The sequence below is a fragment of the Mycobacterium sp. MOTT36Y genome, from assembly GCF_000262165.1.
Taxonomy (GTDB): Bacteria; Actinomycetota; Actinomycetes; order Mycobacteriales; family Mycobacteriaceae; genus Mycobacterium; species Mycobacterium intracellulare.
In genome coordinates this window covers 2757601-2770255 of sequence record NC_017904.1, presented here as the reverse complement: position 1 = coordinate 2770255, position 12655 = coordinate 2757601, and the positions used below count along the sequence as shown (strand labels likewise).

Below are 12655 nucleotides of genomic sequence, written 5' to 3'. Positions count from 1 at the left end.
GTGTCGCTCACTTCAGCTCACCGGTGAGGAATTGTGCGCGGCCGTGGCCGAAAGACCAGTCCTCATCGTTGTTTTCGGTGACCGAGACGATCAAGTCCGCCGGGTCGAGTCCGCACCGGTCGGCGAGGCGGGACGCCAGCAGTTCGTAGAACTTCTGCTTGAGTTCGCGCGGACGTCGCCTGCTGACCACGTGCAGGATGACCTGCCGCGCCGAGCGGTCGATGCCGAGACCGGTGTCCAGCGCGATGACCTCGTGGGCCGGATGAGTGCGGACCACCTGATAGCGATCACGCTCGGGAACACCGAACGCTTCGACCACGGTCTCGTGGATCGCGTCCAGCAGCGCCCGAACCTCCGACGGCGAGCGGCCCTCGATCAGGTCGATGTACAACAGCGGCATGTGTCCTCCATCGCCGGAGTGGATCGTGGATCTCGACGTCTACTCCAACAGACGGTAGGCCCGTGGAAATCCCTCGTGAGATGCGTGCTGCGACACAGCGCTCATGAACTCGCGTCTTCGAAGCGGTCGCTACGCCGTGCCGCGCCGCTTTGTCGAGGCGGGGAATAGCGCGCGGGAACTGCTAAGGTCGCTCAGGCGAGCCGCGCCAGACCGGAGCGCACCAGATCCAGGCTTGCGGCCACGTCTGCGCCGAGGTCGCCCGCACAACCCTTGCGGCCCCAATTCTCCACTGCCGCAACCAAGGCCGCGGCCAGCGCAGAACCCGCGACCTCGGCCGCCAGGTCGATGTCCGCCGTATCCGGATTGCGCTTCCTGACGAAGTCGGCGAGCACGCCGGCGAACGAGGACTGCACCACTCGCAGGTGGCCCGCGATCCGCTCGGCGCTGATCAGCTCCGCGCGCGCCGTCGCCGCCTGGCGAACCACCTCGAGGTCGTGCGGGAACGCCGAAACACTCGCCAGCACCGCATCGAACAACGACTCCGACGACGGGCGTTGCGCGAGCGCCTCGGCCAGCCATTCCAGCTGCGTCTCGTAATCCTGGAACAGGACGGCTTCCTTGGTGGGGAAGTGCCGGAAGAAGGTGCGCTCGGTGACGCCGGCCTCGCGCGCCAACTCGGTGACGGTGACATTCGCAAAGCCCTTGCGCGCGAAGCTCTTCAACGCCGCGCGACGTAGGGCCTCATGCGTCGATCGTCGTCGTTGTTCATGACGGTTGCCCGGGGCGGTCATCTCAGGGGAGATGGTATCCCAGCCGAAGTGGTCACTACTGACATCTTCCAATTATGTCAGTACTGACATATTCTGCACGGGGTACCCGACGGAGGCGAGAACCATGAGCACAAATCATTACGACGCGATCGTGGTGGGGGCGGGACACAACGGGCTGACCGCGGCGGCGATCCTGCAACGCGCGGGACTGCGCACCGTGTGCCTGGAGGCCAATACCTATGCGGGCGGCATGGCCGCGACGGTCGAATTGATCGATGGCTTCCGATACGAGATCGCCGGGTCGGTGCAGTTCCCGATGGCAAGCCAGCTCACCAAAGACCTCGGCCTCGACACGCTGCCGGCGGTGGAGCCCGAGGTGATGTCGACAAACATCGGCGACCACGGCGAAGAGCCGATGATCTTCTATCGCGACCCGATGCGACTGATGACGCATCTGGGCGAGAAACACGGAGTCGAGGCCGTCACGGGCATGGCCGACCTGATCGGCTGGAGCCAGGCACCGGCGAGGGCGCTCGGCCGCTTCGACGTCCGCCAACGGCCGAAGACCCTGGACGAAATGTATGCCTGCGCGACCAACGACGCCGAACGCCGTGCCATTCACGACATGCTCTTCGGCTCGGCGATGGACGTGATCGACCGCTATCTGCCCGACCGGGAAAAGCACGCGGTCATGCGCGGGATGCTGGCGTTCCTGGCCGTCAACTCGACCTACCGCGGTCCGTATACACCGGGCAGCGCAACATGTTTGGCGTTCGCGCTGGCGGTGCCCGACGGCAGCACCGCGATGATGACCAAGCTCAAGGGCGGCATTGGCGCCCTCACCGAGCACCTGCGCGAGCTCTTCGTCTCCCACGGCGGCGAGATCCGCTTCCGCACCAAGGCCGAGCAGATCCTCGTCGACCGGCAGAAGGTGACCGGCGTGCGGCTGCGCGACGGGTCGACGATCTCGGCGCCGATCGTGGTGTCCAACCTGTCACCCGATGTCACCCTCACCGACCTCATCGCACCCGAACACGTTCCCGCGGAGCTCGTCTCGCGGGTATCCGGCCGCGACCACCGCGCCTCGTTCGTGCAGATCCATTTCGCCCTGGACGGGCTGCCCGAATTCGCCCCGCCGTACGAGTTTCTCAACGACGACGGCATGCAACAGTCCATCGGCATCTTCGGGTCGCCCGAATCCCAACAGCTGCACTGGGAGAACTGCCGGCGGGGCATCGTCCCGGACAATCCGTCGATGGGCATGCAGATCCCGTCGGTCCACGACCCCGCCATGGCGCCGCCGGGCAAGCACGCGGCGAGCGCGTTCGCCTACGCGTTTCCGGTCGAATCCGACCGCGGTCAGCACGGGCGCCTCAAAAATGAGATGGCGCAACGGGTTATCGACAAGATCACCAGGTTGGCACCGAACTTCAAGGACATCGTGATACGCCACATCACGTTCGCGCCTTACCACATGAACACCATGTTCGGTGCGCCCGACGGCGACTTCTGCCACGGGCTTTTGCACCCAGACCTGATGGGGCCCAACCGACCCGGACCGCGCGGCTTCCTCGATCTACCCATTCCGATCGACGGTCTCTACCTCGCCGGCGCCGGCTGCCATGGCGGACCGGGCATCACCTTCACCCCGGGGTACAACGCCGGCTACCAGGTGCTCGACGACGCGTCCTGAGGCGAGCCGATCAGCCGCCGAACGCGCCGACGAGCTGCGCCTGTGCGGTCGCGGCGCCGGCGATCGTCTGCGCGGCCTGCACGCCCGCCAGGCCGCCGGGCAGCTGGTAGTCATTGGGAAGCTGATAGAGGGTGAACCGGTAACGATGCGTGCCTGTTCCGTTCGGGGGACAGGGACCCTGATACGCCGACTGGCCGGCCGTGTTCGGCAGAGTGGTTGCGCCGGCGGGGGTTTGGCCCTCGGCCGTGCTGCCGGGTCCGGGGGCGATTCCGATCACCACCCAGTGGACGTACAACCCGGCCGGGGCGTCGGGGTCGTCGACGACGAGGGCCGCACCCAGCGGCGCCGACCACACCAACGGCGGTGCGACGTCGGCGCCCTTGCAGGTGTACTGCACCGGAATCGGCGCACCGTCGGCGAAGGCCGGGCTGCTGATCGCCAATGGGCCTCCGGCGGGCGCCTTGGGCGCCGTCTTGCCCAGCGTCGTGACCTTCGGCGCCGGAGATGACGTCGGGTGGCTATCCCCAGTTCCGCCGCAGCCGGTCAGCGGCCCCAGCAGCACCGCTGCTGCGATGAGCGCTGCGGTTCGGCGAAACACGTGCGACGAGTCCATGAAAGACGAGTCCATGAAAACAGTCTGACCCGCGCGGGCGCGCCGCGGAAGCACCCGTTTCGGGGCGAGGCCGCGGCTACTTGGCGCGCTTCTCGACTTCCAGCACCCGCTTGCGCAATCCCTCGGTGGCCGTGTCCATGAGGGCTTTGGCACCCCTCTTGACCAGGAATCCGGGAACGGGCGCCACCAGGTCGACGGTGAGGTCGAAGCGGACCCGGGTCGAGTCCCCCTCGGGAGTCAACGTGTACCGGCCCTCCTGAGCGCGTTGCTGTTTGGAGCTGATCAGGGTCCAGCCGACGCCATCGTCGTGAACGGTGTAGGCGAGCTCCTGTTCGTCGCTGACGCCGACGAGTTTGACCACCTGTCTGGATCTGGTCGGGTGGTTTTGGTCGTCCCGCTCGAGCACCTCGACCTTTTTGTGCGCCGACGACCACTCGGTCAACGACTCGAGGTCGAACAGCACATCCAGGATTTCGTCGGGCGTCGCTTCGATGACGACTTCGCGGGAATCGGTGATAGCCATCTCGGGGAGATAGCCGGTGCGACGTGGCTCGAAACCCTAGGGGCTCACGTGAGCGACAGCCCGCGTGAGCCGGGGGAGGACCACGTCGCGCCAGCCGGGTCCCATGCGTTCAAAGGCCTGCGCCATACGGCCGTCGTCGAGGTCAAAGCCGCTGTGCTCCAAGAACACTCGCGTGCCGGCGCCTTCGGCTTCCAGCCGCCAGGTCAGCGTCCAGGCGGCGGTGAACGTATAGACGAAGCGGTGCGGCGCGTCGACCTCGAGCACCGTGCAGGGCTGCTGGCCATAGCCCGGCATGTCGAGCGTGAACGTGTGTCCCACCACCGCGGCCACCTGCCCCTCGGCCCACCAGAGTTTCATCAGTGCGGGTTCGGTGAGCAACCGCCACACCTTCTCCGGTGGCGCCGCGACGAATTGATCCACCCGGATCGTCGCGAACCGTGACGTTGCGGTCATTCCAGCTCCTCTGCCACCTCGGCGAGCCGGGCAAGCCGGGCACGCCAGAACTTCTCGAACGGATGAAGCCACTCACCCAGCTCCGCGAGGGGCTCCGCGGTCAGGTGATAGATCCGATGGCGCCCCCGCGGCTCGTCGGCCACCAGCTTCGCGTCACGCAACACCTTGAGATGCTCGGCGACCGCGGGCCGGCTGAGTTCGAACCGCTCGCTGAGTTCCCCGGCCGACAATGGTTGCCGGAACAGGATCTCCAGCAGTTCACGCCGCACCGGGTTGGCCAAGGCGAGAAAGACGCGATCGACGCCAGTCACGATCGACAACATATGTCGAACAATCCCGACATGTCAACTATTTCCGACACATTGTCCCGGCCACCGCCGGCGCAGCCCACGCGTGGCCGCTACGTTGCTGGTGTGCATTTCGGCTGGGAAACGCTGGCCAGCGGCGTGCACCGCTGCCGGCTCCCGTTCTGCGACGTCACGATCGGCCTGGTGCGCGGCCGCACCGGAACGCTGCTCGTCGACTCGGGTACCACGCTGGCCGAGGCCGCCGCCATCGACGCCGACGTCCGACGGCTTGCCGGGCTGCCGGTGAGCCATATCGTGTTGACGCACAAGCACTTCGACCACGTGCTGGGCTCATCGTTCTTCGGCCGCGCGAAGATCTACTGCGCGCCCGAGGTCGCCGGGCACCTCAGCTCGGCGACCGACCAGATCCGCGCCGAGGCGCTGCGGTACGGCGCCGACGCCACCGAGGTGGACGCGGCGATCGCCGCGTTACGCCCTCCGCGCCGCGGGGTCTACGACGCCAGCGTCGATCTGGGGGACCGGACGGTGACGATCACGCACCTCGGGCGCGGCCACACCGCCTCCGACCTGGTGGTGATCGCGCCCGCGACCAACGCCGGCGACAGGATGGTGGTGTTCACAGGTGACCTGGTCGAGGAGTCCGCCGACCCGGCGATCGACGCCGATTCCGACCTGGCGGCCTGGCCGGCTACCCTCGGGCGACTGCTCGCTGTCGGCGGACCCGACGCCATCTACGTCCCGGGCCACGGCAAGGTCGTCGACGCCGCATTCGTGGCCCGTCAGCGGGACTGGCTTGCCCGGCGCGGAGGCGTCCCGTGATCGGTGGACCATCGAAATGCGCTGCGCCCCAGTGGTTTTGCGACCGTTTCAGCCGAGTCTTTCGACTCCTGATTGAACCGCCCTCCGCGGGGATAGACTCACGTTCAGTGGAGTCGTGCCGGAGAGGGGCGTAAGACATGGCGATCATCGACAAGGACACACAAGTCCGGCCATCGTTCGACGACGAGGTCGCTGCCACGCAGCAATACTTCGACGATCCGCGCTTTTCCCGGATCACCCGCCTGTACACCGCCCGCCAGGTAGCCGAGCAGCGCGGCACCATCCCGACCGACTACACCGTGGCACGAAACGCGGCGGCGGCCTTCTACGAGCGGTTGCGCGAGCTGTTCGCCCAGAAGAAGAGCATCACGACGTTCGGCCCGTACTCGCCCGGCCAGGCGGTCGCGATGAAGCGGATGGGCATCGAGGGGATCTATCTGGGCGGCTGGGCCACCTCGGCCAAGGGGTCCACCACCGAAGATCCCGGACCCGACCTCGCCAGCTACCCGCTGAGCCAGGTGCCCGACGACGCCGCGGTGCTGGTGCGCGCCCTGCTGACCGCCGACCGCAACCAGCAATACCAGCGCCTGCAGATGAGCGAAAAGCAGCGCGCCGCGGCCCCGGTCTACGACTACCGGCCGTTCATCATCGCCGACGCGGACACCGGCCACGGCGGTGACCCGCACGTGCGCAACCTGATCCGCCGGTTCGTCGAGGTCGGCGTGCCCGGCTACCACATCGAGGACCAGCGCCCCGGCACCAAGAAGTGCGGCCATCAGGGCGGCAAGGTGTTGGTGCCGTCCGACGAACAGATCAAACGGCTCAACACCGCTCGCTTCCAGCTCGACATCATGAAGGTGCCGGGCATCATCGTCGCGCGCACCGACGCCGAGGCCGCCAACCTGCTGGACAGCCGGGCCGACGAGCGTGACCAGCCGTTCCTGCTCGGAGCCACCAACCTCAAGATCCCGTCCTACAAGTCGTGCTTCCTGGCGTTGGTGCGTCGCTTCTACGAGCTGGGCGTCAAAGACCTCAACGGCCACCTGCTGTACGCGCTGCCCGAAGGGGAGTACGCCGAGGCCACAGCTTGGCTTGAGCGCCAAGGGATCCAGGGCCTGGTCTCCGACGCCGTCAACGCCTGGCGGGAGGACGGTCAACAGTCGATCGACGACCTGTTCGACCAAGTCGAGTCGCGGTTCGTGGCGGCCTGGGAGGACGACGCCGGCCTGATGACCTACGGCGAGGCCGTCGCCGATGTGCTCGCGTTCGCCGCCAGCGAGGGCGAACCGGCCGATATGAGCGCCGAGGAGTGGCGGGAGTTCGCCGCGACCGCCTCGCTCTACTCGGCCAGGGCCAAGGCGAAGGAGTTGGGCGTCGACCCCGGTTGGGACTGCGAACTCTCGAAGACGCCCGAGGGCTACTACCAGATCCGCGGCGGCATCCCGTACGCCATCGCCAAATCGCTGGCGGCCGCGCCATTCGCCGACCTCTTGTGGATGGAGACCAAGACCGCCGACCTGGACGACGCCCGGCAGTTCGCCGACGCCATCCACGCCAAGTTCCCCGACCAGATGCTGGCCTACAACCTGTCCCCGTCGTTCAACTGGGACACCACCGGCATGACCGACGAGCAGATGAAGCAGTTCCCCGAGGAACTGGGCAAGATGGGTTTCGTCTTCAACTTCATCACCTACGGCGGACACCAGATCGACGGCGTCGCCGCCGAGGAGTTCGCCACCTCGCTGCAACAGGACGGCATGTTGGCGCTGGCCCGGCTGCAGCGCAAGATGCGCCTGGTCGAATCTCCTTACCGCACACCGCAAACCCTCGTCGGGGGACCGCGCAGCGACGCCGCGCTCACGGCCTCCTCGGGCCGCACCGCCACCACCAAGTCGATGGGCGAAGGCTCGACCCAGCACCAGCACCTGGTGCAGACCGAGGTGCCGAAGAAGCTGCTCGAGGAGTGGCTGGCGATGTGGAGCGAGAACTACGACCTCGGCGAGAAACTGCGGGTGCAACTGCGGCCCCGCCGGGCCGGCTCGGACGTGCTCGAACTCGGCATCTACGGCAACGACGACGAGCAGCTGGCCAACGTGGTCGTCGACCCGATCAAGGACCGGCACGGCCGCAGCATCCTTCAGGTGCGCGACCAGAACACCTTCGCGGAGAAGCTCCGGCAGAAGCGGCTGATGACCTTGATCCACCTCTGGCTGGTGCACCGCTTCAAGGCCGACGGGGTGATCTATGTGACGCCGACCGAGGACAACCTCTATCAGACCTCGAAGATGAAATCCCACGGCATCTTCAGCGAGGTCTACCAGGAGGTCGGCGAGATCATCGTCGCCGAGGTGAATCAGCCCCGCATCGCCGAACTGCTCAAGCCCGACCGCGTGGCGCTGCGCAAGCTGATCACCAAGGAGGGGTAGCCGCGGTTTCGGCTGCGGCCCTGGTCACAGGCTTGCGCGGCCGCCAACGCCCGATCGGAGGACGGTCTACTTAGTGAATATAAGGAATTTTCTAATTTACGAGTCAGACATTTCGCCCACGGGAAGGCCCGCACCCGGATACGATTTGTTTCGCCGATGGTCCATAGGCCCGAGATGGGCCATCGGCTTTTAAAGGCCTCGATGGTCATGTTCCCGCGTTCGCCAGATTCCCTTGTGCCGCTGCGGCTACGCCCACGGGATCGCGCACGCTCCACTTTCCCGGCGGCGCCCCACCCGCGTGACGGCCACCCTTTCCCGTCGCAATCTCGGCGCCGGAAGTAGTTTGCGCGCCGACGCCCCTGGGTAAGAAACAGTGGGCGCCGCGGTGTGGCGCAAGTGGAGATTGGGGGATCTGATGGGATCTGGACCGAGGACAACGGTCGCCCTTTTCGGCGGCGCGGCCATGCTCGTACTGGCGGTCGGCTGCGGCGGCGGTCATAAAGAGGGCCCGAGCAGCACCACCACACCGACGACCACGCCCTCGTCGAGCGTCGCGCCCTCCACTGCGCCCGGTGAGGGCGGCGGCGGTCCCGGTGGCGGCGGCGTGCCCGGCGGCCCGACCGGCGGCGGCGGTCCCGGTGGCGGCGGCGGCAGCATCCCCGGCGTCGGCGGTGGCGGCGGTGGCCCGGGCGGCGGCGGCGGGTGCGTCGGCAACGTCTGCGGCGGCTACCCGTGATCAGCCACTGGCGTTGAGCCCGTTCTAGTTCGAAGTCCCAAACTTGTTTCGCTAGCCGGTGGGGCCATGGTTACCTGGCCCCACCGGCTGATAACTCTCAAGTTTTTTCTGGGTTCCCGCAGCGCCCGTTGAGCTATGGTTCGGGGGACTCGACTGCAAAGGGATCCCATGGGCAAGCTCAGGTTTGGATACTTCATCGCCCCCTTTCATCGCGCGGGCACCAATCCGACACTGGCCCTGCAGCGTGATCTCTCGTTCATCGAGCATCTCGACGCCCTTGGCTTTGACGAAGTCTGGTTGGGCGAGCACCATTCCGCAGGAAGCGAAATCATCAGCTCCCCGGAGATTTTCATCGCCGCCGCCGCCGAACGTGCAAAACGAATCCGGTTCGGCACCGGGGTGATTTCCCTCTCGTATCACAATCCGCTGTGGGTCGCGGATCGGCTGATGCTGCTGGACCATCTCACCCACGGCCGCATCATCGGCGGTGTCGGACCGGGCTCGCTGCCCAGCGACTCGTCGATGATCGGACTCACCCCCACCGACACGCGCGAGTTGCTGGAAACGAACCTCGACATCGTCGTGCGGCTGCTGGCGGGGGAGACGGTCAGCGCCAAAACGGCAACCCATCAGCTGTTCGACGCCAGGTTGCAGCTCGCCCCGTACTCCGATGGCGGGATCCCGCTGTCGGTCGCCGCGGTCGCGTCGCCGACGGGGGCGCGGCTGGCCGGCAAGCACGGCATCGGGCTGCTGTCCATCGGGGCGACGCTGACCGTCGAGGGCTTCAACGCGCTGTCGTACCACTGGGACATCGTCGAGGAGCGCGCGGCGACCTTCGGCGCGCAGGTCGATCGCCGCAACTGGAGCCTGGTCGGCCTGTTCCATCTCGCCGAGACAGAAAAGCAGGCCCGCGAAGAGGTCAAGTTCGGCATCGAGCCATGGTTCCGGTACTTCCAGAAGGTGGCCGCGTTCCCGCAGATGACGATGCCGGGAGAACAGCTCGACGAGATGATCGACGTCATCAACGACAACGGCGCGGGCGTGATCGGCACGCCCGAGCGGGCGCGCGAGCAGGTGCAAAGGCTGTGGGATCAGTCCGGCGGGTTCGGTTGCATGCTGCAGATGGGTCACGAGTGGGCGAATCCGGCCGCCACCAGGCGATCCGCCGAATTGTTCGCCGCCGAAGTGATGCCGCACTTTCAGGGCCAGGCTCAGCCGACGCTGGACGCGGCGGCGCGCGCCGGGCAGGCGCGGGAGAGCCTGGCGCAGTCGCAGCTCGATGCGGTCGCGCACATGACCAAGAAGTATCAGGACGAGGTCGAGTCCAAGTAACGGCTTACCGACCCAACCGCCCGCGAGTGTGCTTCGCGGACCGCATATTTCGCGCTGACTAACGCCCGGTCGACTCGCGCTCGGCCGCCTTCACCAAGCGGCCGGAGAAGAACCGCACCGCCCCGCCCATCGCGGCGCGCATCACCGGGCCGGTTCCGCGAACGCCCTCGGTGAATGAGCCGGTCCAGCGGATGTCCGTGCCGCCGGCCGCATTCGGCGTGAAGACCACCTCGCCGGCGTAGTCCTTGGCCGGGGTAGGCGGCCCCACCAGCTTGTAGGCGTGGCGGCGATCCGGTTCGTACGCGACGGTCTCCTCCTGCACGAAGACGGGCCACATGCCCACCTTGCGGATGGCCCCGACCCCGCCCGGTGCGGGATCGCCCTCGCGGGCCCAACTCGAGCGCAACACGATCGGCTTGGCCCACTGCGACCAGTTAGCGCCATCAGCGACGAGCCGAAACAGCGTCTCGGCGGGAGCGCTGCTGGTACGGGTGATTTCGAAGGAGAACTTCCGGCCCGACATGACAACTCCTGGTGATAGCAAACCCTACGGCCTTCGACGGTCCTGGACGCCGCTCGCCGGTAGGCTACCGCCCGCCCGACCAGGACCCGGCCACGGGGCCACCTACACCTCACGGAATGAGCGAATGCGGCCGCCGCTCTTGGCGTTTCCCGATTCGTCGGCGTAGGGCCCGCCTGATCGGCTTGCCTAGACTGGCGGCATGGATCACGGTTCCCGGCGCGACGCCGGTGTCCCCGGGCTGCTCCGAATCGAGGACTGCCTGGACGGCGACGGGGGTATCGCGCTGCCACCCGGCGTCAACCTGATATCCCTGATCGACCGCAACATCGCCAACGTCGGTGACGCCGTCGCCTATCGCTACCTCGATTACAGCGGCCCGGGGGATGGCAAGGCCGACGAGGTGACCTGGACCCAGTTCGGTGTCCGGCTGGAAGCCATCGGCGCGCGCATCCAGCAAGTCGCGAGCCGCGGCGAGCGCGTCGCGGTCCTCGCGCCGCAGGGCATCGACTACGTCGCCGGGTTCTACGCGGCGGTCAAGGCCGGAGCCATCGCGGTCCCGCTGTTCGCCCCGGAGTTGCCCGGGCACGCCGAGCGCCTGGATACCGCGTTGCGCGACTCGGAGCCCACGGCCCTGCTCACAACCACCGCCGCGCACGGCGCGGTCGCGAAATTCCTGGCCGACCACCCCCACCTGGGCCGGGCGGAAGTGATCGCCATCGACCAGATCCCCGATTCGGCCGGCGAGTCGTTCGAGGCGACCGAGCTCGGCATGGACGACGTGTCGCACCTGCAGTACACGTCGGGATCCACCCGGCCGCCGGTCGGCGTGGAGATCACCCACCGCGCCGTCGGCACCAACCTGGTGCAGATGATCCTGTCGATCGACCTCTTGGACCGAAACACGCACGGCGTCAGCTGGTTACCGCTCTACCACGACATGGGTTTGTCGATGATCGGCTTTCCCGCCGTCTACGGCGGCCATTCCACGCTGATGTCTCCGGCCGCGTTCGTGCGCCGGCCATTGCGGTGGATCCAGGCGCTGTCCGACGGCTCGCGGCAGGGCAACGTCGTCACCGCCGCGCCGAACTTCGCCTACGAGTGGGCGGCGCAGCGTGGGCTGCCCACCGGCGGCGAGGACATCGATCTGCGCAACGTGGTGATGATCATCGGCTCCGAACCGGTCAGCATCGACGCGATCAGGACCTTCAACAAGGCGTTCGCGCCATACGGGTTGCCCCGCACCGCGTTCAAACCGTCCTACGGCATCGCCGAGGGGACGCTGCTCGTCGCGACCATCGCCCCAACGGCGGAAGCGACGGCGGTGTACTTCGACCGCGAACAACTGGGCGCCGGGCACGCGGTACGCGTTCCCGCCGACGCTCCCAACGCCGTCGCTCAGGTGTCCTGTGGCCAGGTGGCACGCAGCGAATGGGCCGTGATCGTCGACCCCGGCAACGCAGCCGAATTGCCCGACGGTCAGGTGGGCGAAATCTGGTTGCAGGGCAACAACATTGGTCGCGGGTACTGGGGCCTGCCCGAGGCGACTCGGCTGGCGTTCGGCGCCGAACTGCGATCGCGACGGACCGACGGCAGCCATGCCGACGGCGCCGATCTCCAACGCTCGTGGTTGCGCACCGGCGATCTGGGCGTGTACCTCGGCGGCGAGCTGTACGTGACGGGGCGGATGGCGGACCTCATCACGATCGAGGGCCGCAACCACTATCCGCACGACATCGAGGCCACCGTCGCCGAGGCGTCCCCGATGATTCGGCGCGGCTACGTGACGGCGTTTTCCGTACCGGCCGAAAACAACCCGGGCACCGACCGGCTCGTCGTCGTCGCCGAACGTGCCGCCGGCACCAGCCGTCAGGACCCACAGCCGGCGATCGAGGCGATCCACGAAGCGGTCTCGCGGCGACACGGCCTGGCGGTCTCGGACGTGCGCCTGCTACCGGCCGGCGCCATCCCGCGGACCACCAGCGGCAAGCTGGCCCGTCGGGCATGCCGCGCCGAATACCTCGGCGGCGGCCTCGGCGCCCACTGACCGGGGCGCCCAAAC

General features: G+C 67.3%; 13 protein-coding genes. 6 read left to right on the top strand and 7 right to left on the bottom strand.

Features of this window, described 5'->3' with window-relative positions:
- Nucleotides 1–7: 7 nt before the first annotated feature.
- The gene (locus tag W7S_RS12725; protein ID WP_014711639.1) at nt 8–400 is read right to left on the bottom strand and encodes a tautomerase family protein; all 393 of its coding nucleotides are present in this window, start codon (nt 398–400) and stop codon (nt 8–10) included.
- A 191-nt stretch (nt 401–591) separates the two neighbouring features.
- Nucleotides 592–1191 carry a TetR/AcrR family transcriptional regulator gene (locus W7S_RS12720; protein ID WP_008256801.1) on the bottom strand — a complete coding sequence of 200 codons (600 nt, stop codon included), beginning with the start codon at nt 1189–1191 and terminating at the stop codon, nt 592–594.
- Between the two features lie 103 nt (nt 1192–1294).
- Between W7S_RS12720 and W7S_RS12715 the strand changes: the two genes are divergently transcribed.
- Nucleotides 1295–2863: an NAD(P)/FAD-dependent oxidoreductase gene (locus tag W7S_RS12715; RefSeq protein WP_014711638.1), complete on the top strand. Its 1569-nt coding sequence runs from the start codon at nt 1295–1297 to the stop codon at nt 2861–2863.
- Nucleotides 2864–2873: 10 nt separating this feature from the next.
- Here W7S_RS12715 and W7S_RS12710 read toward each other — a convergent pair whose 3' ends face one another.
- From W7S_RS12710 to W7S_RS12695, 4 genes are all read right to left on the bottom strand, one after another.
- On the bottom strand, nt 2874–3491 hold the full coding sequence (locus W7S_RS12710; RefSeq protein ID WP_050989383.1) for a YbhB/YbcL family Raf kinase inhibitor-like protein: 618 nt from the start codon (nt 3489–3491) through the stop codon (nt 2874–2876).
- A gap of 61 nt (nt 3492–3552) precedes the next feature.
- Nucleotides 3553–3999, bottom strand: coding sequence for an SRPBCC family protein (locus tag W7S_RS12705; RefSeq protein ID WP_008256794.1), 447 nt, complete (start codon nt 3997–3999; stop codon nt 3553–3555).
- Between the two features lie 36 nt (nt 4000–4035).
- Nucleotides 4036–4452, bottom strand: coding sequence for an SRPBCC domain-containing protein (locus W7S_RS12700; protein WP_014711637.1), 417 nt, complete (start codon nt 4450–4452; stop codon nt 4036–4038).
- Complete coding sequence (locus W7S_RS12695) at nt 4449–4775, bottom strand: helix-turn-helix transcriptional regulator (protein ID WP_008256790.1); 327 nt, start codon at nt 4773–4775, stop codon at nt 4449–4451. The genes W7S_RS12700 and W7S_RS12695 overlap by 4 nt, the downstream gene beginning before the upstream one ends.
- 90 nt (nt 4776–4865) lie before the next feature.
- Here W7S_RS12695 and W7S_RS12690 point away from each other — a divergent pair, with 90 nt between their 5' ends.
- The 4 genes from W7S_RS12690 (at nt 4866) to W7S_RS12675 (ending at nt 10073) form a co-directional block, all read left to right on the top strand.
- Nucleotides 4866–5579, top strand: a complete 714-nt coding sequence (locus W7S_RS12690) for an MBL fold metallo-hydrolase (protein ID WP_014711636.1) — start codon at nt 4866–4868, stop codon at nt 5577–5579.
- Nucleotides 5580–5716: 137 nt separating this feature from the next.
- Complete coding sequence (gene aceA, locus W7S_RS12685) at nt 5717–8005, top strand: isocitrate lyase ICL2 (RefSeq protein WP_008256786.1); 2289 nt, start codon at nt 5717–5719, stop codon at nt 8003–8005.
- Nucleotides 8006–8420: 415 nt separating this feature from the next.
- Nucleotides 8421–8741, top strand: a complete 321-nt coding sequence (locus W7S_RS27170; RefSeq protein WP_041298229.1) for a hypothetical protein — start codon at nt 8421–8423, stop codon at nt 8739–8741.
- Nucleotides 8742–8909: 168 nt separating this feature from the next.
- On the top strand, nt 8910–10073 hold the full coding sequence (locus tag W7S_RS12675) for an LLM class flavin-dependent oxidoreductase (protein ID WP_008256770.1): 1164 nt from the start codon (nt 8910–8912) through the stop codon (nt 10071–10073).
- A 58-nt stretch (nt 10074–10131) separates the two neighbouring features.
- Here W7S_RS12675 and W7S_RS12670 read toward each other — a convergent pair whose 3' ends face one another.
- On the bottom strand, nt 10132–10596 hold the full coding sequence (locus tag W7S_RS12670; RefSeq protein ID WP_014711634.1) for an SRPBCC family protein: 465 nt from the start codon (nt 10594–10596) through the stop codon (nt 10132–10134).
- 199 nt (nt 10597–10795) lie between these two features.
- On the opposite strand from W7S_RS12670, the gene W7S_RS12665 reads away from it, so the two are divergent.
- Nucleotides 10796–12640 (top strand): fatty acyl-AMP ligase, encoded by a 1845-nt coding sequence (locus tag W7S_RS12665; RefSeq protein ID WP_014711633.1) that lies wholly within the window; start codon nt 10796–10798, stop codon nt 12638–12640.
- Nucleotides 12641–12655 lie beyond the last annotated feature (15 nt).

Bases quoted from the DNA above. Each gene is read 5' to 3' on its own strand.
- W7S_RS12695 (WP_008256790.1), bottom strand. From the start codon at position 4,775: ATGTTGTCGATCGTGACTGGCGTCGATCGCGTCTTTCTCGCCTTGGCC.
- aceA (WP_008256786.1), top strand. From the start codon at position 5,717: ATGGCGATCATCGACAAGGACACACAAGTCCGGCCATCGTTCGACGAC.
- W7S_RS12710 (WP_050989383.1), bottom strand. From the start codon at position 3,491: ATGGACTCGTCTTTCATGGACTCGTCGCACGTGTTTCGCCGAACCGCA.
- W7S_RS12675 (WP_008256770.1), top strand. From the start codon at position 8,910: ATGGGCAAGCTCAGGTTTGGATACTTCATCGCCCCCTTTCATCGCGCG.
- W7S_RS27170 (WP_041298229.1), top strand. From the start codon at position 8,421: ATGGGATCTGGACCGAGGACAACGGTCGCCCTTTTCGGCGGCGCGGCC.
- W7S_RS12665 (WP_014711633.1), top strand. From the start codon at position 10,796: ATGGATCACGGTTCCCGGCGCGACGCCGGTGTCCCCGGGCTGCTCCGA.
- W7S_RS12670 (WP_014711634.1), bottom strand. From the start codon at position 10,596: ATGTCGGGCCGGAAGTTCTCCTTCGAAATCACCCGTACCAGCAGCGCT.
- W7S_RS12715 (WP_014711638.1), top strand. From the start codon at position 1,295: ATGAGCACAAATCATTACGACGCGATCGTGGTGGGGGCGGGACACAAC.
- W7S_RS12705 (WP_008256794.1), bottom strand. From the start codon at position 3,999: ATGGCTATCACCGATTCCCGCGAAGTCGTCATCGAAGCGACGCCCGAC.
- W7S_RS12700 (WP_014711637.1), bottom strand. From the start codon at position 4,452: ATGACCGCAACGTCACGGTTCGCGACGATCCGGGTGGATCAATTCGTC.
- W7S_RS12725 (WP_014711639.1), bottom strand. From the start codon at position 400: ATGCCGCTGTTGTACATCGACCTGATCGAGGGCCGCTCGCCGTCGGAG.
- W7S_RS12720 (WP_008256801.1), bottom strand. From the start codon at position 1,191: ATGACCGCCCCGGGCAACCGTCATGAACAACGACGACGATCGACGCAT.